This window comes from Stenotrophomonas sp. PD6 (genome assembly GCF_049199305.1).
Taxonomy (GTDB): Bacteria; Pseudomonadota; Gammaproteobacteria; order Xanthomonadales; family Xanthomonadaceae; genus Stenotrophomonas.
In genome coordinates this window covers 156,908-179,248 of sequence record NZ_JBLZQD010000005.1, presented here as the reverse complement: position 1 = coordinate 179,248, position 22,341 = coordinate 156,908, and the positions used below count along the sequence as shown (strand labels likewise).

Sequence of the window (22,341 nt, the reverse complement as noted above, 5' to 3'; positions counted from 1 at the left end):
GCCCGCCGCTTGGACCACGCCGCCTACAGGCAGAGAACCCGCAATGAGAAGTCATGACAGCAGCAAGCGCATCCTGGTCACCGGTGGTGCCGGGTTCCTCGGCTCGCACCTGATCGAGCGCCTGCTTGAGCAGGGCCACGAGGTGGTCTGCGCGGACAACCTGTTCACCGGCAGCAAGCGCAACATCGCGCACCTGCTGGGCAACCCGAACTTCGAGTTCCTGCGCCACGACGTGACCTTCCCGCTGTACATCGAGGTCGACCAGATCTGGAACCTGGCCTGCCCGGCCTCGCCGATCCACTACAGCCATGACCCGGTGCAGACCACCAAGACCTCGGTGCATGGCGCGATCAATCTGCTGGGGCTGGCCAAGCGGCTGAACTGCCGGATCTTCCAGGCCTCCACCAGCGAAGTCTACGGTGACCCGAGCGTGCACCCGCAGCGCGAGGAGTACTGGGGCAACGTCAACCCGATCGGGCCGCGCTCGTGCTACGACGAGGGCAAGCGCTGCGCGGAGACGTTGTTCTTCGACTACCACCGCCAGCATGGGCTGGACATCAAGGTGGCGCGCATCTTCAACACGTATGGCCCACGCATGCACCCCAATGATGGGCGCGTGGTGTCCAACTTCATCGTGCAGGCGCTGCGCGGCGAGAACATCACCATTTACGGCGAGGGCCAGCAGACGCGTTCGTTCTGCTACGTGGACGACCTGATTGAAGGCTTCATCCGCCTGATGGCCACCGGCACCGATTTCACCGGGCCGTGCAACCTGGGCAACCCCGCCGAGATGACCATCCGCGAGCTGGCAGAAACAGTGATCGCATTGACCAACTCCGGTTCCAAGCTGGTGTTCAAGCCGCTGCCGCAGGACGACCCGATGCAGCGCCAGCCGGATATCACGTTGGCCAAGAGCCGGTTGGATGGCTGGGAGCCGCAGGTGAAGCTGGAGGATGGGTTGCGGCGGACGATTGCGTATTTTGATGGGTTTTTGGGTGACGGCATCACCGGCAGTGGTAGGTGACGTCCTGGCGGCTGTGGCGGAACGGGTCGGTCAGGTCGTCGGAGTATGTGCCGAGCAGCAGGCGCTGCTTGGGTAGGAAATGCTGGCGGTAGAAGCGGCTCATGGCCGCCACGCGGCGGCCTTTGTCGGTGAGCAGCACGCAGCCGTGCTCAATGCGCACGGTGCCCGAGCTCTCCTGTTCGGTCAGCCGCACGTCCACCAGCCGGTGTTCCACCATGTATTCCTTCGTGAACACATCCTGGAAGGCGTCCTGGCGGATGCCACCGCCGCGCTGGTCCAGCTTTTCCAGAATGTAGAACGACAGCGAACGGTCGATCACCGTTGGCACTGAAATGGCGAACCCATAGCCGCCCAGCAGCCACACCATCACCAGCAGCACTTTCTCTGTCAGTGTGAACCGGCGCAGCGCCGGCATCAGCAGCAACAGCCCGGTCAGCACGGCTGCCAGCAGCGCATCGCCCATCGCTGCGTAGAACACCACGTCCACGCTGAAGAAACGCACGTGCAGGAAATGGATGCCCAGCAGCAGCATCACGTAGACGGCGGTCAGCAGCAGTGCGTTGCGCAGGGTTTTCATGGTTTGAATACCAGCAGGCGGTTGCCCAGGAACGAAAGGATGAACTGGATGATGCTGATCAGCACGAAGCCCACGCGGTAATCGAACTTCAGCAGGTCCGACCATAACGCCATCAACCCGCCGTTCACCAGCGCGATGGCGGCATACAGCAGCACGAACCGCCACAGCTGGCCACTGGCGCGCGCCTGCGTGGCGGCGAACACGAAGAACCGGTTGCCCAGGAAGGACACACCGATGGCCACCGCTGCCGCCAACAGATTGGCCACGCCCTTTGAAGGCACATGCACCACTTCGACCAGCAGGGTCAGCACCGCAAAATGCACGCCCGTCGCCACCAATCCATTGATGACGTAACGCAGCAGCTGGCGGATATCAGCGCTGCGCGACATCGGCGGGAACCTCGATCACACCGGCAAGGTATTCACGGTAGGCACCCGGCTTCTGGATGGTGCCGCGGACGATGCCACTGAGCATCAGCGTCATCAGGGTGAGCGTGCCGGTCTGCAGGAACACCAGGAACAGCACCCCGAGCGCCATCGAGAACCAGCCCGGCGTGGCGTAGCCCGCCAGCTTGAGCAGGGTGGCCACCACGGCCAGCACGATCGAGGCCGAGGACACCAGCACGCACATCAGGCCCACCCGCACCAGCACATCTTCGGCGAACACCATCAGCGCGCGGAACCCATGCAGGGTCAGCCCCACGAAGTTCATCTTGCTTTGCCCGGCGTAGCGCGGCCCCCGGTCGATCGGGCACACCGCCAGGCGCAGTTTGCTGGCGATAAGGCCGGCGGCCACATGGGTCCAGACCTCATGCATCGCGTTTAGCCGGTGCAGCGCACTGACCTTGATCGCCATGAAGTTGCCGAAGCTGATGGTGCGCCCGGTGAGCAGCTGGAAGATGAATTTGTAGACCACGTAGAACGCGCGGAAGCGCAGCGTTTCCACCCGGCTCCGGCGCCGCGCCACCGCCACGTCGACCGCCTCGTCGCGCACCGCGTCCAGCAGCGTGGCGATGGTCTCGGGCAGGTCCTCGCCATCGGAATCCATCACGATCACCCGCGTGGCATCCGGCAGGTTCTCTTCCACATAGCCCAGACCGACCGCGATGGCCTTCTGATGGCCGACGTTGCGGCGCAGCTTCAGCACCACGCCGCTCACCCCGGAACCGGACAGCTGGAACGGCTGCACCGGTTCGCGGATGGAGCCGTCGTCCACGGCCACCACGAAGACGCGGTCGCCATACAGGCGCGCCAGCTCGGTGAACAACCGGGTGGAGGCCACGTGGTCCTCATAGACCGGTGTCACCACCACGAACGACTCGCTGGACTCAACCATTCTGTTCTCCTGCAGCATTGCGCGGGGCGGCCTGTTTCCACTGGTCCAGTACCATCACCACTGCGTACATCAACAGCAACTGCACCGGCAGCGCAACGCGCTTGGCACTGGTGGCCAGGTGCCACGCGAGGTCGTGCGGGGTACTCAGGTAAACGATGAACAGCACGCCGAAGTAGGCCGCGGCGACAGCCAGCCCGGCCCGGGCGGCGGGCACGCGCCAGGTGCGAGTCCACAGTACCAGCAGCAGCACCAGTGGTACCCAGACGGCACTGCGCAGCAGGGCCTTCAGGATCAGCAGGGTCGGTGCGAGGTCGGGCAGGCGCGCCAGGAGCTGCCCCTTCAGATCGCTCTGGGCAAGGTCGTTGCCCAGGTCGGCGCCGGCCACGGCCAGCTTCCACGCGACCAGCGGCAGCATCGACACGGCGAACGCGGCCAGCACCGCCCAAGGCATGCGGCGGTCGCGCAGCAGCAGGGTCGCCACCGCGACGACGCCGACCAGAATGGCCAGCACCGCCCCTTCGTTCTTGATCAGCGTCAGCACCGCCGACAGCGCCGCATACGCGGCGAGGTTGAACCACGGCCGTTCGGCGGCGTCCCTGCGCGGCTGGATCGCCACGGCCAAGGCCGCAACCGCGTAAACGGCCAGGAACGCGTCCATGTACCCGTCAACCAGATACCGGCCGCCCACTTCCAGCACGGCCACCGCGAACAGCCCGGCGGCCCACCACGTGCGCAGGCTGCGCGCGATCAGCAGCAGCGCCGGCAACAGCAGCAGCGTGGCCGCAGCCTTGGGGAAGATCTCGTTCCAGTGGCCGACTACCTTGGCCGACGTGGCCGACCACAGCGGCAGCAGCGAGGGGTAGTCGTTGTGGCTGAAGATGGCATAGCCGTCCAGCTGGGCGTACAGCGAGCCCTCCAGGTAGATGCGCTTGGCGTGCAGCATCCAGATCGAGCGCGGGTCCCATTCGTCGGTGGGGCTGCCCAGGGCGAGGACCAGCAGCACGGCCACGATGCCCAGCATCCAGGCCGCGCGGCCGTCGCGTAGGGCCAGCAGCGACCAGAGCGCGCACAGCAGCACGGCGATGAAGGCGATCTGCGCCGGCAGCCCAACCCAGCCGAACGCGGCGAAGGCATAACAGAGCAGCACGCCGGCCAGCATGCCCAGCGCCGGGCGGGCGCCCGCGTCAGTGGCAGTCAACGAGAACAATGCGCTCACTCCTTGCGATTTCGGTGCAGTTGGGCTGCTGGGGCCCGGGCGCGCGCCAGAGCATCAGGCCCTTGTCGGCCCAATGCACACGGCGCGGGTACAGCCCGTCCCAGAGGCGCTCGCGCACCAAGGGGTCTTCCCAGAGGCCCGATGCCAGTGCAACCGGCTCGCCGCTAGGCTCGTGCCGAAGCAGCTCGCGGGCTTCGACCACTTCGGGCGGCACCGACTCGGTCCAGCCGGCGTCGGCAACAAACGCCTGGCGCAGCAGCGATCCGCTGAAATCGACGTCTTTGGCGATGCCGCGCAGCCCCACTACCAGCGCCGCCCCGATCACCAGACCGGCCAGCCAACGTTGCAGAACGGAGGGGTTCCCCTTCCTGGGCTTTATCACGGCAGCATTCCAGAGTTACCAAGGCCAAGCCGGAAATTCTAGCATTGCGCCATACGGGCGTTGGCGTAGAGCCACGCCCTGCGTGGCTGGAAGCAACATTGCTCCGCTACGTCACGCAGCTGGGGGTGCCTACCGAGCGACTACGGCCCCGACCGCTGCATGCAATTCGGCGGGAAGGCCTCAGAAACGTTCCCGCCGATGTCGGCAAGCCCGACTATTGCCAGATGTAGCCCAAAATCCCGTTGAACACGGCTGGCTTCCCTTCACAGTTTGCGTCTGTGGTGTCGAAATGGTCTCCCCAGCGACCCGACGGAAGCCCACCCACCCGCATGCAGCGGTACAACGGAACAGTACCCGGAAGCTGGATCGCCGCTACGTAACCGGTAATTGGAATCTGAGGCATAGGCAAGTGCCCCTCACAGTTTGCTTCGCGTGACGTAAACCGGTCGCTGTAGTCATTCGCCATGCATCCGTAAAGCGTCGCGCCTCCCGGGAAGGGCGTGCTGGAGATGAAGCCAAGCACGCCTTGACGCCTGCCCGGATGCGTCTGATACGGCGGTGCAGGACGTACCGAGAAGGTGATATTTCGACCGAACCAGCGTTCCAGATCTACTAGTTGAGCACCTGCTGGTACAGATGACGTCCCGACGCTCGCGCCGCGCTGAATGCTGTCACTTCCACCCAAATAGAGTGACTCCTGCGCAGACGCAGAACCGCTCCCCGCCAATGCCGCCATGATCGAACCCACGATAAGCATCCTGTTCACTCAAGCCCTCTCCATAGATTGGTGCGCGAAATGCGCGGGCTGAGTTTAGGCATCCGGTACGCGACAAACTGAGACCTGCGTAGCTCCGCTTACTCATATAGAAAAGTTCGATCAGACGTGCCGGGACGACAGATGACGCGTGCCAGGCCGTTGCCTTTGCGCCGCACGCGCAAAACCGCGCATCGAGTGCCATAAACGCCATCGCGACCATCATTCATTTCCAAGGTGGAGCAGCCAAAGCCCCTCCCACCAGGAACCACCGCCCTTCGAGAGTTGCACTGCTCCGTAACGCTTCCAGGCATCGATCGAGTTGATCGCGCCACCACTATTGATGGCATCAACGAACCCGCGTGCTTCAACAGATACAACCAACTTCCGCTACCGTCGCAGCGTACGCAAGGTGAACACTCGGAGTTTGAAAGCTCCTCACAAGTAGTCTTTGCGTTCTGCGTCGGGAGGGTGGCGAAATACAACACCCTCGCGGAAATACGTCGCACCGTGCGCTTGTGAACGGCTTTCAACCTCCCGACATCCCTCGCCATCCCGGCGAGGGAGATTCTCTGGAGAGCGCCACCATGCATTCCCATGACGAAGATGCTTCCACCGCCACCGCGCCCCGCGTCACCTTCCACTGGCACACGCCCAAGAGCGTGCTGGTGGGCCGTCTGGGGCCGGAACAGCCGCAGCCCGGCGAGCTGCTCATTCCCTGCCTGAAACTGCGTGGCATGTGGCTGTGCGAGGCAGGGATCGCGGCGGGCACCCGCCTGAAGGTCGAAGTCTACGAGGGTGCCATTCTGTTGCGCATGCCCGACCCGGCGGTGTCGGTTGCGTTGCGGCCGATCAAACGCAGGCGTTATCGGCTTCAGGCACCCCGCGCGATACAACGAACTTGACGCCATAACCGTCACCTCGGGCTTCGCCGCAATCGGCTCAGTATCGGGTAGAGCAGCCCGAGCTTCATATTCAACGTTGTTTCGTGGCATGCCCATCCCGCAACCCTTTCGGGCGCCGCAAATGCCCATTACGTCATATCCATAAGTGGCGTCGACGAAGATGCGCATACCAACAGCGAAGGACTGCTGTTGGTACTGTCACGCGGGGCGCATGGTGTGGCGTCGAGCCCGAACGCTGCGTGGAGGAAAATACCGGATGCCTTGCTTCATGATCCCCTGCATCAAACTGCGCGGCATGTGGATGGCCGATGCCCACATGCGTGAAGCAGTACGACAGAACGCGTTTCACAACCGGGGGACAAGGCGTTGAGCTTTCGTCGCTACGTGGCCACGGCCAGGCGCTCGATTGCCCGCCATGGCGGCGGCGCCGCCGGTCTGTGGTTGGTCCTGCGGCGTGCATTGCGAGTCGTCCGGGCCATGGGTCTGAGCGGTCTGGTCGGCCGCTTGCGTTCGGCCAGCACGGTACACACCCCGGTAGCCGAGCCTTTCGATGCACCGACGCTCATGGACCCTGTGCCTCTGGGCGCTTTCAACCTTCGGGTTGGCGTGATGGCGCACGTCTACTATCCCGATTTGATCGAAGAATTCGCAGCAGCACTGTCGTTGCTACCTGTCCCGTTTGACCTCCTGGTATCGGTTGTGGATGCGGATGCCGAAGCGCTCGCACGGCTGAGCTTCGGCGCGCTGCCCAACCTGTCCCGTCTGGTCGTAAAACGCGTTGAGAACCGTGGTCGCGACATCGCGCCCCTACTGGTCGCGTTCCATGATGAGATCCTGTCGCTGGATCTTGTCGGGCATATCCACACCAAGAAATCGCTTTATACCGGCAGCGAGCAGATCGACTGGCGACGGTATCTACTCGACAGCCTGTTCGGTTCTTCCGAACGGCTGGCGTGGATCCTCGGCATGTTCCAAGCCGACGAAGAGCTTGGCATGGTCTATCCCGAGAGCCACGTAGGCATGCCGCTGTGGGGCCATACCCTGCTCAGCAACGCAGAAGTCTGTGAAGCGCTGGCCAACCGCATGGGCATCGTCATGGATCGGCAGCGGTACATCGACTTCCCCGCAGGCTCGATGTTCTGGGCACGCGTCCCTGCATTGCGCCCGCTATATGACCTCCGCCTGCGCCTGGAGGACTTCCCGGTCGAGTACGGACAGATCGACGGTACGCTGCAGCACGCAGTCGAACGTCTGTTGGGCACCGTCACCCGCCACCAAGGGTACAGGCTGGGCATCCTGCCAGCAGATGGCCGCCTCGCATTGCCGGTAGAGGGACAGCGCAATGCAGCATCCGCTTTGGACGCCAATGTTTTTGAGCGGCTGCAGATGGCTTCGCTGGAAGCGGAGCTGGTGACCGTGGACGTGTTCGACACGCTGGTCACCCGCGCCTTCCTGACACCGGCTGCCGCGCGTGAACACCTCGCGTGGCGGCTGCACCAGCGCTTCGGCATAGAGCGATTCGCCACCCAGCGCGATGACGCCGAGGCCGCGCTGCGGGCGCGACTCGGCCGCGACCCGGCATTGGCCGAAATCCATGATCTGCTTGCACAGCACATTGCGCACCCCGACCTGGACGCCACCTCGCTTGCGGACCTTGAACGCGCACACGAGCAAGCCCTGCTGCAGCCGCGCACAGGGGTGCTGGCGGCGCTGCAACGCGTTGGGGCGCACCCCCTGTGCGTGTTTTCAGACATGTACCTGTCGCGGGACGACATGCAGGCGGTATTGCCTGCAGCCGTGGTTCGGGACATCGGTCACTGGCGGATATCCTGTGAAACCGGGCGTCGCAAGGACAGTATCGCCACCTGGAAACAGGTCGCCCACGAAGCGGGACGCGCGGACGGTCGCTGGCTGCATATTGGTGACAATGAACATTCCGACGTGCAGCTACCGCAGCAGGCAGGACTGATCGCGCCGGCACATATACTGCGGCCTTCTGCCTTGTTCGACATCGTGCCTGGGCTGCGGGTACTGCGGCATCCACAGGGCGCGCGCGCGCCCTGGCCGGAACAGCTCTGGCGCGGGTTGCTCGCCAATCGATTCGCGGGCGTAGCAGATACAACGCCCAGGCGCCTGCAGGGGCCGCCGACACTCGATGCCGCAACACTGGGTTACGTGGTGCTTGGTCCGCTGGTGCTGGACTTCCTGCTTGCCACGATCAACGCGGCACGGGAAAACGGCGTCACTACCCTTCTGTTCCTGAGCCGTGAAGGGTACCTGCTGCAGCAGGCCTTTGGTCGGTTGCAGCCTTCCCACGCTACGGCGCAGGCCATATCGGGCCGGTACTTCCTTGCCTCTCGTCGTGCCACCCTGCTCCCTTCGTTGTTCGACGAACACGATCTTTCGCGGCTGGTCCAAGGAACCTTCAACGGTGATTTCGACGCATTTCTACGCGCGCGACTAGGCGATATGGCGGCGAAGGCGGTGCGGGCGCATGCACCGGAACGCATGGACCAGAGCGTGTTTTTGCCGGAGATGTCCGATGAGGTTGCGCATTGGTTAGCTCCTGCAATGCCGGACCTGCTGGCACTGGCGGCCCAGCAGCGCGAGGCCTACAAGGTGTATCACCACGCCACCGTCGGCGATTCCACCGCAATGATGGTGGACATCGGCTATGCCGGCAGTATCCAGTGCAACCTCGCACGGATTCTAGGGGCTGCACAGGGCGGTTATTACATGGCCCTGCGATACGGTGCGCTCGCATTGCCCGACAGCGGCTGGGCTCATGCGCGCTATGCCGATGGACGGACCACTCATGGCGAGCCCGGCTCAAGCATTCTTGCCTATGACCTGCTGCTGGAGTCCCTCCTGGCCGCGCCGCACGGCCAATTCGAGGGGTTTGTCTGCGAAGACAACGCCCCACTGCAGCCGCGCTTCGGTCCCGTTGAACTGTCCACCGAGGGAATCGAGGTCTTGGCCAACGTCCATGCAGGTGCGTTGGAATTCATCGACCATGCTTGTGCCGCGCTTGGCGAAGACATTTCCGGGTTGAAGTTCGACCCGCTGGGCGTACAGATCCCGCTGCACTGCATTGGCAGCGGACGGTGGGATGCACACACCCCACTCGGCCTGCTGGGTACTGAAGACGCCTTTACCGGTCGCGGCACGGTTTCCGCAGGCAAGACGGGGTAGCTCCTTCCGCCCGGTTGCCGCCGCACGGTCAAACCCCGAGAATGGCGTTATTAACGTCACCTCGGAGCTCTAAATGCCTGCTGCCGCGCTCGATCAGGCCGGGGCCTGCCGTTCATGCCTGCGCTGAAGGACCGGCTGCGCGCCGCGGTCTACCTGGTGCTGCGCACCGGCTTCCGGGCGCTGCCGCTCTCGGACGGCCAGCGCGACCGCCTGCGCGGCCGGTTCATGGACCGCCACGCCGACTGGATCCCACCGCCGCCGCGTGGCCGGGTGGACGCCGCAGGCGATGGCAGCGCGCGCCGCCCACTGGTACGCGCCGATGAGGCCGCCATCGGGCATGTGCCGTACCGGGCCGAGCCCCTGCCTGAGACCCTGCCCGCCACGCTGATTGCGTTCTACCTGCCGCAGTTCCATCCCATCGCGCAGAACGATGCGTGGTGGGGCAAGGGCTTCACCGAATGGCGCAACGTGAGCCGTGCATTGCCGCAGTTCGAAGGCCATGTGCAGCCGCGGCTGCCGGCCGATCTGGGCTTCTACGACCTGCGCAACCCGCAGGTGATGCGCGACCAGGCCGCGCTGGCCCGCGAGTACGGCATCGGCGCCTTCTGCTTCTACTACTACTGGTTCAGCGGCACCACGCTGCTGGAGTCGCCGCTGCGCCAGTGGCTGGCCGACGACAGCATCGAACTGCCGTTCTGCCTGTGCTGGGCCAATGAAAACTGGGCGCGGCGCTGGGACGGGCGCGGCGACGACATCCTGATCGCCCAGGAGCACAGTGCCGAAGACGATATCGCCTTCATCGCGCATGTGGCCGATTACCTGCGCGACCGCCGTGCGTTGAAGGTGAACGGCAAGCCGATGCTGCTGGTGTACCGCCCGCACCTGCTGCCCGACGCGCGCGCCACCGCGCAGCGCTGGCGGCAGTGGTGCCGCGAGCACGATATCGGCGAGATCCACCTGGCCTACGTGCAGGGCTTTGAGCGCCCCGACCCGCGTGATATCGACTTCGATGCGGCGGTCGAATTCCCGCCGAACATGAGCAACCCGCGCTCGCTCACCGCTGAGCAGTACCTGATCAACCCCGACTTCCACGGCGACGTGCGCGACTGGCGCGAACTGGCCAGCGAGATCGGCGCGCGTGCGCTTCCGGAGTACCCGCTGTACCCCGGCGTCAATCCCGGCTGGGACAACGAGGCCCGCCGCTCCGGGCGTGGGCGCGTGTACCTGCACGCATCCCCACGCGGCTACCGCGACTGGCTCTCGACCACGATCCACCAACGGCTGGCACCGGTGCCGCCGGACCAGCGCCTGGTATTCATCAACGCCTGGAACGAGTGGGCCGAAGGCGCGGTGCTGGAGCCGGACATGCGGCTGGGCCACGCGTACCTGGAGGCCACGCGGCAGGCGCTGCATGCGCCGACGATAACGCCCCCCATTGAACGACCCTGCGTGGTGATCCACACGTGGTACCTGGAGGAGCTGGGCGAACTGTTGGCACACGTGCGCGCGAGCGCGCTGGAATGCCGGCTCATCATCACCACCGCCGGCGAGCATCGCGACCGCGTGGAGACGCTGCTACAGGCCTCGGGCCTTTCCGGCGAAGTGATGACCTTCGCCAACCACGGCCGCGACATCCTGCCGTTCCTGCACGTGGCCAACCGGCTGGCGGACCAGGGCGAAACGGTGGTGCTCAAGCTGCATACCAAGCGCTCCACCCATATGCAGCAGGGGGCGCAATGGCGCCAGGAACTGCTGCGGCAGTTGCTGGACGAAGGACGCGGCGCGCAGGCGGTGGCGATGTTCGCGGCGGATCGCCAGTTGGGTCTGCTGGCACCGGCCGGCCACCTGCTGCCGGTCCGCGACTACCCGGGTGCCAATGTCGCCACACTGCAACGCCTGCAGGTGCGGCTGGGGCTGCGCAAGGACGTGCTGGAGGCCGACTTCAGCGCTGGCAGCATGTTCTGGGTGCGGCTGGATGCACTACGGCCGCTGCTGGATGCACACCTGCCGCCGAGCGCGTTCGAGGCCGAACAGGGCCAGATCGATGGCACGCTGGCGCATGCTCTTGAGCGCGCACTGGGCGCGATCTGTGTGGAAGCCGGGTACCGCGTGTCCACGCTGGGGGATACCACGGACGGCGCTGGTTACGCGTACGCCAAACGCGGCTGATCCGCCCGCCAGCAAGGCGAGCGGACCCGCACCCGGTCGAATCAGCGGAAGCTGACCCCGGTCTTTTCCTTCAACTCGTCCGTGCTCACGCCCGGCGCCGCCTCGACCAGCACCAGGCCGGCGTCGGTCACGTCGAACACGGCCAGGTCGGTGATGATCCGGTCCACCACGCCCACGCCGGTCAGCGGCAGCGTGCATTCGGGCAGGATCTTGTGCTCGCCGCTCTTGGCGGTGTGCTCCATCAACACCACCACGCGCTGCACGCCGGCCACCAGGTCCATCGCGCCGCCCATGCCCTTCACCATCTTGCCGGGCACCATCCAGTTGGCCAGGTCGCCGTTGTCGGTGACCTGCATGGCGCCGAGGATGGCCAGGTTGACGTGGCCGCCGCGGATCATGGCGAAGCTGTCATGGCTGCCGAAGTAACTCGCGCCCGCACGCGCGGTGACGGTCTGCTTGCCGGCGTTGATCAGGTCTGCGTCTACCTCGCCGTCGGTCGGGAACGGGCCGATGCCGAGCAGTCCGTTTTCAGACTGCAGCCACACGTCCACGCCCTCGGGAATGTGGTTGGCCACCAGCGTCGGCAGGCCGATGCCCAGGTTCACGTAGGCACCGTCGGTCAGCTCGCGGGCGGCGCGTTGCGCCATTTCGTCGCGGGTCCATGCCATGTCAGTTGCCCTCCGCACGCACGGTGCGTTGTTCGATGCGTTTTTCGGGGGTGGGGTTGTGCACGATGCGGTGCACATAGATGCCCGGCAGGTGCACCTGGTCCGGGTCGATGTCGCCCACCGGCACCACCTGCTCCACTTCCACGATGCACAGCTTGCCGGCCATGGCGCAGGCCGGGTTGAAGTTGCGCGCGGTCTTGCGGAACACCAGGTTGCCCGCCTCGTCGGCCTTCCACGCCTTGACCAGCGCCACGTCGGCGCGCAGGGCGGTTTCCATCACGTAGTGCTTGCCGTCGAATTCGCGGGTTTCCTTGCCCTCCGCCACCACCGTGCCGTAGCCGGTGGCGGTGAAGAAGGCCGGAATGCCCGCGCCGCCGGCACGCAGGCGCTCGGCCAGGGTGCCCTGCGGATTGAATTCCAGTTCGAGTTCGCCGGCCAGGAACTGCCGCTCGAATTCCTTGTTCTCGCCCACGTAGGACGAAATCATCTTCTGGATCTGCCGCGTTTCCAGCAGCTGGCCCAGGCCGAAGCCGTCCACGCCGGCATTGTTGGAGATCACCGTCAGGCCCTTCACCCCGCTGTCGCGCAGCGCGGCGATCAGGGCCTCGGGAATGCCGCACAGGCCGAAGCCGCCGACCGCCAGGGTCTGGCCATCGGCCACCACGCCCTGCAGCGCCTCGGCGGCGCTGGCGTAGCGCTTGCCGCGCCGACCGCCGTTGTCTGGGGACTTGCTCATCTACGCCCTCACCTCGTTGATGTAAGCCGCCATTGTAGCCATTGCCAGACGCAGCCCTGGCTAAACCGCCAGCGAGGCTGAAAACGATTCCCATACATGACAGCAGCTAAACTTGCCCACTGACTCAGGATAGGACTCACGATGACCCTCCCCGCATTCAAGGCATACGACATCCGCGGCCGGGTGCCGGACGAGCTGAACGAAGACCTGGCGCGCCGCATCGGCGTGGCGCTGGCCGCGCAGCTGGACCCGGGCACCGTCGTGGTCGGCCATGACGTACGCCTGACCAGCCCTGCGCTGCAGGACGCACTGGCCGCCGGCCTGCGTGGCGCCGGCCGCGAGGTGCTCGACATCGGGCTGTGCGGTACGGAGGAGGTCTACTTCCAGGTGGACCATCTCAACGCCGCCGGCGGGGTGATGGTGACCGCCAGCCACAATCCGATGGACTACAACGGCATGAAGCTGGTCAAGCAGCAGGCGCGCCCGATCAGTTCGGACACCGGCCTGTTCGCGATCTCCGATGCGGTCGAGGCCGACACCGCGCCTGCGGCCGAACCGCGCGCCGGCATCCAGTCGCACCCGGACAAGGGCGCCTACATCGAGCACCTGCTCAGCTACGTGGACCGCGCCGCGCTGAAGCCGCTGAAGCTGGTGGTCAACGCCGGCAACGGCGGCGCCGGCATCATCGTGGACCTGCTGGCACCGCACCTGCCGTTCGAGTTCGTGCGCATTGCGCACGAGCCCGATGGCAGCTTCCCCAATGGCATTCCCAACCCGCTGCTGCAGGAGAACCGCGAGCTCACCGCGCAGGCCGTGCGCGAGCATGGGGCCGATTTCGGCATTGCGTGGGACGGCGACTTCGACCGCTGCTTCTTCTTCGACCACACCGGCCGCTTCATCGAGGGCTATTACCTGGTTGGCCTGCTGGCACAGGCCGCGCTGGCGCGCCACCCCGGCGGCAAGATCGTGCATGACCCGCGCCTGACCTGGAACACCGTGGAAATGGTTGAAGCGGCCGGTGGCCAGCCGGTGTTGTGCAAGAGTGGGCATGCCTTCATCAAGGAAAAGATGCGCAGCGAGAACGCCGTGTATGGCGGCGAGATGAGCGCGCACCATTACTTCCGCGAGTTCGCCTATGCCGACTCCGGCATGATTCCGTGGCTGCTGATTGCCGCGTTGGTGTCCGAGTCCGGCCGCTCGCTGGCCGACCTGGTCGAGGCGCGCATGCAGAAGTTCCCCTGCAGCGGCGAGATCAACTTCAAGGTCACCGACGCCAAGGCGGCCGTGGCACGCGTGATGGACCACTATGCCGCGCAGGCACCGGCGCTGGACCATACCGATGGCATCAGCGCCGACTTCGGCCAGTGGCGCTTCAACCTGCGCAGCTCCAACACCGAGCCGCTGCTGCGGCTGAACGTGGAAACGCGTGGCGATGCCGCCCTGCTGCAGCAGCGCACCGATGAGATTTCCCAGCTGCTCAAGGCATCCTGAGGCGTAGCGCGATGAACGATATTCTTCCGGTCATTCTGTCTGGCGGCTCCGGAACACGGCTGTGGCCGCTGTCGCGCGAGGCCTACCCCAAGCAGTTCCTGGCCCTGGCCGGCGAACAGACCATGCTGCAGGCCACCTGGCAGCGCGTGGCACCCATCGCCGGGCGCGCACCGCTGGTGGTGGCCAACGAGGAACACCGCTTCGTGGCCGCCGAACAGCTGCAGCAGCTGGGCGTGCAGCCGCAGGCCATCCTGCTGGAGCCGGTCGGGCGCAACACGGCACCGGCGATTGCCGTGGCCGCGCTGGAAGCCACGCTGGAGGAAGGCGACCCGCTGCTGCTGGTGCTGCCGTCGGACCACGTGATTGCCGATGAGGCCGCCTTCCGCGCCGCCGTGCTCAGCGCATTGCCGGCCGCACGGGAAGGCAAGCTGGTCACCTTCGGCATCGTGCCGACCGGGCCGGAGACCGGCTACGGCTACATAAAGGCCTCCTCGGGTGACGCGGTGCGCGCCGTGGACCGGTTTGTTGAAAAGCCGGACGCGGAGACTGCGCTGCAGTATGTGCAGTCCGGCGAGTACTTCTGGAACAGCGGCATGTTCCTGTTCAAGGCCTCGCGCTACCTGGCCGAGCTGGAAACGTTCCAGCCGGCCATGCTCGCGGCCAGCCGCAATGCCTGGCAACTGGCAAGGCGCGATACCGACTTCACGCGCCTGGACAAGGACGCATTCGCGGCCGTGCCGGCCGACTCCATCGACTACGCGGTGATGGAGAAGACAGCAGACGCCGTGGTGGTGCCGCTGGATGCAGGCTGGAACGACGTGGGTTCGTGGACCGCGCTGCGCGATGTGTCGCCGCAGGATGCCGACGGCAACGCGCACCACGGCGATGTCATCGCCATCGATTGCCGCAACACCTACGCCTACGGCGAGCGGCTGATTGCGCTGGTGGGGCTGGATGACGTGATCGTCGTCGAGACCGACGATGCGGTGATGGTCGGCCGCAGCGACCGCATGCAGGAGATCAAACAGGTGGTGGCGCAGCTCAAGGCCGAGGCGCGCCCCGAAGCGACCTGGCACCGCAAGGTGTACCGCCCGTGGGGCGCCTACGACTCGATCGACAACGGCGAGCGTTTCCAGGTCAAGCGCATCACGGTGAAACCCGGCGGCACGCTCAGCCTGCAGATGCACCACCACCGCGCCGAACACTGGGTTGTGGTGAGTGGTACCGCCGAGGTCACCCGCGGTGACGAGGTGATTCTGCTGGGCGAAAACCAGAGCACGTATATTCCGCTGGGCGTGACCCACCGGCTGCGCAACCCGGGCAAGCTGCCGCTGGAGCTGATTGAAGTGCAGTCGGGCAGTTATCTCGGCGAGGACGACATCGTGCGGTTCGAGGATACGTACGGGCGCAGCTGACCTACACGGTAGCAACCAACAAAAAACCCGGCATTGCCGGGTTTTTTGTTTAGATCTGTGCGACCACCCGCTTCAACCCATCCTGCCAGCCTGGCAGCACGATGCCGAAGTCCGACTGGATCCTGGCCACGTCCAGGTGCGAATACGCAGGCCGCTTTGCAGGCGTCGGATATTCCGCCGTGGTGATCGCTTCCACCGTAGGCGCACGGGCCAGTTTCCCCTGCGCCACGGCCTCGGCGAAGATCGCTTCGGCGAACCCATGCCAGCTTGTCTCGCCCTGCGCAGTCAGGTGCCACGTGCCCGAAAGGCCAGCGGGATGCTGCAGCGCCTGCACGGTAACATCGGCGATCAGCGCTGCCGGTGTCGGGGTGCCCACCTGGTCGGCAACCACGCGCAGCACATCGCGCTCGGCCCCGACGCGCAGCATGGTGCGCAGGAAATTGGCGCTGTGCGGGGCGTACACCCACGCGGTGCGGAAGATCAGGTGGCGGCCACCTGCAGCGCGCACGGCATCTTCACCGGCCAGCTTGCTCTCGCCATACACACCCAGCGGTGCGGTGGGATCTTCTTCGCCATAGGGGCGCTTGCCCTGCCCATCGAACACGTAGTCGGTTGAATAGTGCACGAAAGGTACGCCGGCAGCAGCGCACCAGCGCGCGATCACTCCCGGCGCGTCGGCGTTGGTCCGCCACGCCGCGTCGCGCTCACCCTCGGCGCGGTCGACGGCCGTATACGCGGCCGCATTGACCACCACGTAGGGTTGGACACGGTCCAGCACGGCCACCAGGGTTTCGGGTTGATCGAAATCCGCTACCTCGCACGGGCTACCGTCGGCGAGGCTGCCACTGCGGGTCGTCGCCACGACGGTCCCGAGCGGCGCCAGCGCGCGCAGCAGTTCCTGGCCCAGCTGGCCGTTGCCGCCGAACAGCAGGACCCTCATGGCACGAAGACCGGCAGACGGTCTTCGGCAATGTCCTTCAGGAACGGCGCGTTCTCGTCCTTGGCAGACAACGTGGGCGCACTGATCGACCAGTCCACGCCGATATCGGCGTCATTCCAGCGCACACCGGCATCGAAGTCCTTGAGATAGACCTCCGTGCACAGGTAACTGAACACCGCACGCTCGGACAAGACCGCGAAACCATGCGCGAAGCCTTCCGGAATCCAGAACTGCTTTTTGTTCTCCGCGCTCAGCACCACGGCTTCCCACTGGCCGAAGGTCGGCGAGCCACGGCGGATGTCCACGGCCACGTCGTAGACCTCGCCTTCCAGCACGCTGACAAGCTTGCCCTGCGGGCGCGGCCATTGGTAATGCAGACCGCGCAGTACGCCCTTGGCCGAGGTCGAGACGTTGCTCTGCACGAAACGGTCCGGCAGCCCCAGCGCGGCGAAGCGCTCGGCATTCCATGTTTCGAAGAAGTAGCCCCGGGCATCGCCGAACACGGCCGGCTCGATCACCACGCAGCCGGGCAGCTTGGTTTCAATCACTTTCATGGAACGACTCCGCGCAGCGCGAGTTTATGCAGGTACTGGCCGTAGCCATTCTTGATGAGCGGTGCCGCCAGCGCTTCCAGCTGTTCGGCGTTGATCCAGCCCTGGCCGAAGGCGATTTCCTCTGGGCAGCAGACCTGCAGGCCCTGACGGGTCTGGATGGTTTCGATGAAGTTGGATGCTTCGAGCAGCGACTGGTGCGTGCCGGTGTCGAGCCAGGCGTAGCCACGACCGAGGGCTTCCAGATGCAGGTTGCCTTCGCGCAGGTAACGCTGGTTGAGATCGGTGATTTCCAGCTCGCCGCGCGGCGACGGCTTCAGTTCGGCCGCGTGGTGACTGGCATTACCGTCGTAGAAGTACAGGCCGGTGACTGCGTAGTTCGAGCGCGGGTTGGCCGGCTTTTCGACCAGGTCGATCACCTTGCCGGCCTTGTCGAACTCGGCCACGCCGTAGCGCTCGGGGTCATTGACCCAGTAACCGAACACGGTGGCACCGTGATCGCGCTCGTCGGCATTGCGCAGTACTTCGGTCAGGCCATGGCCGTGGAAGATGTTGTCACCCAGCACCAGGCAGCTTGGCTTGCCGTCGACGAAGTCGCGGCCGATCAGGTACGCCTGCGCCAGGCCATCCGGACTGGGCTGCACGGCGTACTCGATGTTCATGCCCCATTGCGAGCCATCGCCCAGCAGTGTCTGGAACAGGGCCTGCTCATGCGGGGTGTTGATGATCAGTACGTCGCGTATGCCGGCCAGCATCAGCACGCTGAGCGGGTAATAGATCATCGGCTTGTCATACACCGGCAGCAGCTGCTTGCTGACGCCCTTGGTGATGGGGTACAGGCGGGTGCCCGAACCACCGGCGAGGATGATGCCTTTGCGCTGGGTCATGTTGGGTCCTCGATTCAATCCGCAGTGCCGATACGCTGCAGGCGGTAGCTGCCATCCAGCACGCCGTTGACCCATTCCTGGTTGTCCAGGTACCAGTCCACGGTGAAGGCGATGCCCTGATCGAAGGTATACGCCGGCTCCCAGCCCAACTGGTCCTTGAGCTTGCTTGCGTCGATCGCGTAGCGGCGGTCATGGCCGGGGCGGTCGGCCACGTATGTGATCTGGCTGCTGCGCGGCTGGCCGTCGTCGCGCGGGCGGCGTGCATCGAGCAGGGCGCAGATGGCGTGCACCACTTCGATGTTCTCCTTCTCGGAGTTGCCGCCCACGTTGTAGGTCTCGCCCACCTGGCCCTTGGCCAGCACGGTACGTATCGCTTCGCAGTGGTCGGACACGAACAGCCAGTCGCGCACCTGCTTGCCATCGCCATAGACCGGCAGCGGTTCGCCGGCCAGTGCCTTGGCGATCACCAGCGGAATGAGCTTTTCCGGGAAGTGGTACGGGCCGTAGTTGTTCGAGCAGTTGGTGGTCAGCACCGGCAGCCCGTAGGTGTGGTGGAACGCACGCACCAGATGGTCCGAGGCAGCCTTGGACGCCGAGTACGGCGAGTTTGGCGCGAAAGGCGTGGTCTCGCTGAACTTGCCCGTCTCACCCAGGGTGCCGTACACCTCATCGGTGGAGACGTGCAGGAAGCGGAACGCCGAACCCTTTTCGGCCGGCAGCGCCTTCCAATAGTCGCGTACCGCCTCGAGCAGGCCCAAGGTGCCGACCACGTTGGTCTGGATGAAGGCGCCGGGGCCGTCGATGGAGCGGTCCACGTGGCTTTCGGCAGCAAAATTCAGCACCGCATCGGGCTGGTGTTCGGCCAGCAGGCGCGCCACCAGCTCACGGTCGCCGATATCGCCGTGCGCGAACACGTGGTCGGGATTGCCCTCCAGCGGGGCCAGCGTCTTCAGGTTGCCCGCGTAGGTCAGCGCGTCGAGATTGATGACGCGTACGCCCTTGGCGACGGCTTCGAGGACAAAGTTACCGCCAATGAATCCGGCTCCGCCGGTGACAAGCCATGTGGGCACTACCCGTTCTCCTGTTCATGTTTCCATCCCGGCCAGTCTGAAACTGGCGCGGACTCGAACGGATAAGCATACAGACGTTGGCTGCACGGGGCGTGGAAAGTGTGAACGCGTGGACGTTACCCGCCGGCAGGACCAGCGGGTCCGGGTCAGGGTGCCGCCTGGAGGAACCAGACCTTGATATCGGCCGGCATCATGCTCAGCGCCGGGCTCGCCACGGTCAGGACGGAGGCGATGCCCGCCGCCTTGGCGAATGAGACATTGCGGTCGGTGCGGATACGGGCATAGAGGCCCCGCGCACTCATGGACGGCAGCGGCCGGATGGCGGAAACCCGCAGCCCGGTATTGGCTGCAATGGCGGCCATGCTGGAGTCGTCCAGATAGTGCACATGCGGCGAGGGAAACCCCTTCTGCCACATGCGGTCGAACGATGCCGGCAGCCCCACCCGGGCCATGCCCTTGGAAATGCGATACAGCACACCGGTCCGCGCGGGGGCGTTGACCACCACCCAGCCGCCGTCATTCAAATGGTGGGCGCAGGCGCGCAGGGCCGAATCGATATCCGGAATATGTTCCAGCACATCGTTGAAGACGATGACATCGAAGCGTTCGTCGGAATCCAGCACGTCCGGGAAGAACCCCTTCCGCACCGCGAAGCCCTTTTGCGTGGCAATGGCGGCAATCCTGGCGTCCGGCTCGATACCGGTCACGTCGAAGTGCGGCTGTGAGGCCTCGAGGAACCACCCATGAGCACAGCCCACGTCCAGCAATTTGGGGCGGCGACCGCCGCTGCCCTTCACCCGCTGGGCAAGATCGGCCACCAGGGTCTGGAAGTTGCGCTGTCGCAACGGGCCAAGCCCCTCTTCCCGCATCTCTTCGTCCACGACCTCACGACCGCCGTCCACGTCGATGTCCACGGCCAAGGTGCTTCCCTCGTAGCCGCACGCGCAGATGCGGTGCCACGCCTGCAAGCCCTTGGCCATCATCCGATGGCACCCGGGGCACTGCTCCCCTACCTGAATCATGTCGCCTCCGTTTAGGTACTGAATCCATCCAGGAACTCTGCACTTACGTCGCCGGCGGTTTCCATCGGAATCCACGCAATGGTCTTGGCTGGCGGGAGAATCACAGACCCCGGAGCATACAGCGGGTCGGTGCCCGGGAAACACGCCGGCACGAAGCGGCCGAAAGGCGGCCCCCACCCCGCCCCACCATACGCATTCGCATGGTGACGCGCAGCCAGTTAGAATCCATGTCCCACCCCCGAACCGGCAGCGTTGTCAGCGCCGGACGTTTCCCCGTTATTGAAGGATTCCGCACCAGATGAAAATCCTCGTCGCGTACAAGCGCGTGGTGGACTACAACGTCCGCATTCAGGTCAAGCCGGACGGTTCCGGCGTGGTCACCGACGGCGTCAAGCTGTCCCCCAACCCCTTTGACGAAATCGCCCTGGAAGAAGCCCTGCGCCTGCGCGACAAGGGCATCGCCACCGAAGTGATCGTCGCCACCATCGCGCCGGCCGACGCCCAGGCGCACCTGCGCAATGGCCTGGCCATGGGTGCCAACCGTGCCATCCACGTGGTCACCGACCAGGCCATCCAGCCGCTGACCGCCGCGCGCACCCTGCTCAAGCTGGTCGAGAAGGAACAGCCGGACCTGGTGATCCTGGGCAAGCAGGCCATCGACGACGATGCCAACCAGACCGGCCAGATGCTGGCCACGCTGTGGGGCCGCCCGCAGGCGACCTTCGCCAGCAAGCTGGACATCGCCGAGGGCAAGGCCACGGTCACCCGTGAGGTCGACGCCGGCCTGGAAACGCTGGAAGTGGACCTGCCGGCCGTGGTCACCACCGACCTGCGCCTGAACGAGCCGCGCTTCATCAAGCTGCCCGACATCATGAAGGCCAAGGCCAAGCCGCTGGAGACCCTGCAGCTGGCCGACCTGGGCGTGGACGCCGCCGATACCTTCAAGACCACCCACTACGCCGCGCCGGTCAAGCGCAGCAAGGGCGTGATGGTCAAGGACGCGGCCGAACTGGTCGCTGCACTCAAGCAGAAGGGGTTGCTGTAATGACCAAGATCCTCGTTGTTGCCGAACATCATGACGGCAAGCTCAACGCCGCCACCGCCAAGACCGTGAGCGCGGCCGCTGCCATCAGCGGCGCCAGCATCGACGTGCTGGTGCTGGCCGCCGACCCGGCCGCCGTGGCCGCCCAGGCCGCCGAGCTGGCCGGCGTGGCCAAGGTGCTGACCGTGGCCAATGCCGCCAACGCGCAGGCGCTGGCCCAGGTGCTGGCCCCGCAGATCGCGCAGCTGGCCACCGGCTACAGCCACGTGTTCGGCCCCTCGACCACCTTCGGCAAGGACCTGATGCCCTGCGTGGCCGCCCTGCTGGGCGTCAACCAGGTCTCGGACCTGATGACCGTGGAAGGCAGCCACAGCTTCAAGCGCCCGATCTATGCGGGCAACGCGATCATCACCGTGGACGTGCCGGCCGACCAGATCGTGGTCGCCACCGTGCGCGCGGCCTCCTGGCCGGAAGCGGCCAAGGGCGGCAGCGCCGCGGTGGAAGCAGCCAGCGTCGACGCGGCCCTGCCCGCCCATACCCGCTTCATCGGACTGGCGGCCGGTGCCACCGACCGCCCCGACCTGCAGAGCGCCAAGCGCGTGGTCTCCGGTGGCCGTGGCGTGGGCTCGGAAGAGAACTTCAAGGTGATCTTCCAGCTGGCCGACAAGCTGGGCGCCGCCGTGGGTGCCTCGCGCGCCGCCGTGGACGCCGGCTACGTGCCCAGCGACCTGCAGGTGGGCCAGACCGGCAAAATCATCTCGCCGGAACTGTATGTGGCCGTGGGCATCAGCGGCGCCATCCAGCACCTGACCGGGATCAAGGACGCCGGCACCATCGTGGCGATCAACAAGGACCCGGATTCGCCGATCTTCGAGATTGCCGATATCGGGCTGGTGGGTGACCTGTTCACGCTGCTGCCGGAGCTGGAGAAGGCACTCTGAGCTGACGGGCGTCAGCGGTTGCGG

21 protein-coding genes are annotated in these 22,341 nt (G+C 65.4%); 8 read left to right on the top strand and 13 right to left on the bottom strand.

What is annotated here, in order from left to right; genetic code table 11:
• The first annotated feature begins 43 nt into the window (after positions 1 to 43).
• Positions 44 to 1,024: a UDP-glucuronic acid decarboxylase family protein gene (locus ACOZHM_RS10235; RefSeq protein ID WP_421569147.1), complete on the top strand. Its 981-nt coding sequence runs from the start codon at positions 44 to 46 to the stop codon at positions 1,022 to 1,024.
• On the opposite strand, the gene ACOZHM_RS10230 is transcribed toward ACOZHM_RS10235, so the two are convergent.
• The 6 genes from ACOZHM_RS10230 to ACOZHM_RS10205 all read right to left on the bottom strand — a co-directional run bounded on the left by ACOZHM_RS10230 (position 1,005) and on the right by ACOZHM_RS10205 (position 5,300).
• On the bottom strand, positions 1,005 to 1,601 hold the full coding sequence (locus ACOZHM_RS10230) for a hypothetical protein (RefSeq protein ID WP_421569146.1): 597 nt from the start codon (positions 1,599 to 1,601) through the stop codon (positions 1,005 to 1,007). The genes ACOZHM_RS10235 and ACOZHM_RS10230 overlap by 20 nt on opposite strands.
• A complete protein-coding gene (locus ACOZHM_RS10225) occupies positions 1,598 to 1,990 on the bottom strand; it encodes a GtrA family protein (protein ID WP_421569145.1) in 393 nt (130 codons plus the stop codon). Before ACOZHM_RS10225 ends, ACOZHM_RS10230 begins: the two co-directional genes overlap by 4 nt.
• Entirely contained in the window at positions 1,974 to 2,936 is a 963-nt protein-coding gene (locus tag ACOZHM_RS10220; protein ID WP_421569144.1) for a glycosyltransferase, read from the bottom strand. The genes ACOZHM_RS10225 and ACOZHM_RS10220 overlap by 17 nt, the downstream gene beginning before the upstream one ends.
• Positions 2,929 to 4,143: a hypothetical protein gene (locus tag ACOZHM_RS10215; protein WP_421569143.1), complete on the bottom strand. Its 1,215-nt coding sequence runs from the start codon at positions 4,141 to 4,143 to the stop codon at positions 2,929 to 2,931. The genes ACOZHM_RS10220 and ACOZHM_RS10215 overlap by 8 nt, the downstream gene beginning before the upstream one ends.
• Entirely contained in the window at positions 4,121 to 4,534 is a 414-nt protein-coding gene (locus ACOZHM_RS10210; RefSeq protein ID WP_421569142.1) for a hypothetical protein, read from the bottom strand. The genes ACOZHM_RS10215 and ACOZHM_RS10210 overlap by 23 nt, the downstream gene beginning before the upstream one ends.
• A 214-nt stretch (positions 4,535 to 4,748) precedes the next feature.
• The gene (locus tag ACOZHM_RS10205) at positions 4,749 to 5,300 is read right to left on the bottom strand and encodes a hypothetical protein (RefSeq protein ID WP_421569141.1); all 552 of its coding nucleotides are present in this window, start codon (positions 5,298 to 5,300) and stop codon (positions 4,749 to 4,751) included.
• A gap of 575 nt (positions 5,301 to 5,875) precedes the next feature.
• Here ACOZHM_RS10205 and ACOZHM_RS10200 point away from each other — a divergent pair.
• From ACOZHM_RS10200 to ACOZHM_RS10190, 3 genes are all read left to right on the top strand, one after another.
• A complete protein-coding gene (locus ACOZHM_RS10200) occupies positions 5,876 to 6,193 on the top strand; it encodes a hypothetical protein (protein WP_421569140.1) in 318 nt (105 codons plus the stop codon).
• Between the two features lie 366 nt (positions 6,194 to 6,559).
• Positions 6,560 to 9,385: a rhamnan synthesis F family protein gene (locus ACOZHM_RS10195; RefSeq protein ID WP_421569139.1), complete on the top strand. Its 2,826-nt coding sequence runs from the start codon at positions 6,560 to 6,562 to the stop codon at positions 9,383 to 9,385.
• A gap of 114 nt (positions 9,386 to 9,499) precedes the next feature.
• A complete protein-coding gene (locus tag ACOZHM_RS10190) occupies positions 9,500 to 11,554 on the top strand; it encodes a glycoside hydrolase family 99-like domain-containing protein (protein ID WP_421569138.1) in 2,055 nt (684 codons plus the stop codon).
• 41 nt (positions 11,555 to 11,595) lie between these two features.
• Here ACOZHM_RS10190 and ACOZHM_RS10185 read toward each other — a convergent pair whose 3' ends face one another.
• Positions 11,596 to 12,222, bottom strand: a complete 627-nt coding sequence (locus ACOZHM_RS10185; protein ID WP_421569137.1) for a CoA transferase subunit B — start codon at positions 12,220 to 12,222, stop codon at positions 11,596 to 11,598.
• Position 12,223: 1 nt separating this feature from the next.
• A complete protein-coding gene (locus ACOZHM_RS10180; protein ID WP_421569136.1) occupies positions 12,224 to 12,958 on the bottom strand; it encodes a CoA transferase subunit A in 735 nt (244 codons plus the stop codon).
• Positions 12,959 to 13,099: 141 nt separating this feature from the next.
• Between ACOZHM_RS10180 and ACOZHM_RS10175 the strand changes: the two genes are divergently transcribed.
• Together ACOZHM_RS10175 and ACOZHM_RS10170 are read left to right on the top strand one after the other, a co-directional pair.
• Positions 13,100 to 14,449: a phosphomannomutase gene (locus ACOZHM_RS10175; protein WP_421569135.1), complete on the top strand. Its 1,350-nt coding sequence runs from the start codon at positions 13,100 to 13,102 to the stop codon at positions 14,447 to 14,449.
• Between the two features lie 11 nt (positions 14,450 to 14,460).
• Complete coding sequence (locus ACOZHM_RS10170; RefSeq protein ID WP_421569134.1) at positions 14,461 to 15,864, top strand: mannose-1-phosphate guanylyltransferase/mannose-6-phosphate isomerase; 1,404 nt, start codon at positions 14,461 to 14,463, stop codon at positions 15,862 to 15,864.
• 49 nt (positions 15,865 to 15,913) lie between these two features.
• On the opposite strand, the gene rfbD is transcribed toward ACOZHM_RS10170, so the two are convergent.
• The 5 genes from rfbD to ACOZHM_RS10145 all read right to left on the bottom strand — a co-directional run bounded on the left by rfbD (position 15,914) and on the right by ACOZHM_RS10145 (position 20,295).
• A complete protein-coding gene (gene rfbD / locus ACOZHM_RS10165) occupies positions 15,914 to 16,804 on the bottom strand; it encodes a dTDP-4-dehydrorhamnose reductase (RefSeq protein WP_421569133.1) in 891 nt (296 codons plus the stop codon).
• Entirely contained in the window at positions 16,801 to 17,358 is a 558-nt protein-coding gene (rfbC, locus tag ACOZHM_RS10160) for a dTDP-4-dehydrorhamnose 3,5-epimerase (protein WP_421569132.1), read from the bottom strand. The genes rfbD and rfbC overlap by 4 nt, the downstream gene beginning before the upstream one ends.
• Positions 17,355 to 18,242, bottom strand: coding sequence for a glucose-1-phosphate thymidylyltransferase RfbA (gene rfbA / locus ACOZHM_RS10155; RefSeq protein ID WP_421569131.1), 888 nt, complete (start codon positions 18,240 to 18,242; stop codon positions 17,355 to 17,357). Before rfbA ends, rfbC begins: the two co-directional genes overlap by 4 nt.
• Positions 18,243 to 18,256: 14 nt before the next feature.
• Positions 18,257 to 19,312: a dTDP-glucose 4,6-dehydratase gene (gene rfbB, locus ACOZHM_RS10150; protein ID WP_421569130.1), complete on the bottom strand. Its 1,056-nt coding sequence runs from the start codon at positions 19,310 to 19,312 to the stop codon at positions 18,257 to 18,259.
• A gap of 146 nt (positions 19,313 to 19,458) precedes the next feature.
• Positions 19,459 to 20,295, bottom strand: coding sequence for a class I SAM-dependent methyltransferase (locus ACOZHM_RS10145; RefSeq protein ID WP_421569129.1), 837 nt, complete (start codon positions 20,293 to 20,295; stop codon positions 19,459 to 19,461).
• A gap of 337 nt (positions 20,296 to 20,632) precedes the next feature.
• On the opposite strand from ACOZHM_RS10145, the gene ACOZHM_RS10140 reads away from it, so the two are divergent.
• Both ACOZHM_RS10140 and ACOZHM_RS10135 read left to right on the top strand, forming a co-directional pair.
• Positions 20,633 to 21,379: an electron transfer flavoprotein subunit beta/FixA family protein gene (locus tag ACOZHM_RS10140; RefSeq protein ID WP_421569128.1), complete on the top strand. Its 747-nt coding sequence runs from the start codon at positions 20,633 to 20,635 to the stop codon at positions 21,377 to 21,379.
• Positions 21,379 to 22,317 carry an electron transfer flavoprotein subunit alpha/FixB family protein gene (locus tag ACOZHM_RS10135; protein ID WP_421569127.1) on the top strand — a complete coding sequence of 313 codons (939 nt, stop codon included), beginning with the start codon at positions 21,379 to 21,381 and terminating at the stop codon, positions 22,315 to 22,317. Before ACOZHM_RS10140 ends, ACOZHM_RS10135 begins: the two co-directional genes overlap by 1 nt.
• The last annotated feature ends 24 nt before the right edge of the window (positions 22,318 to 22,341 follow it).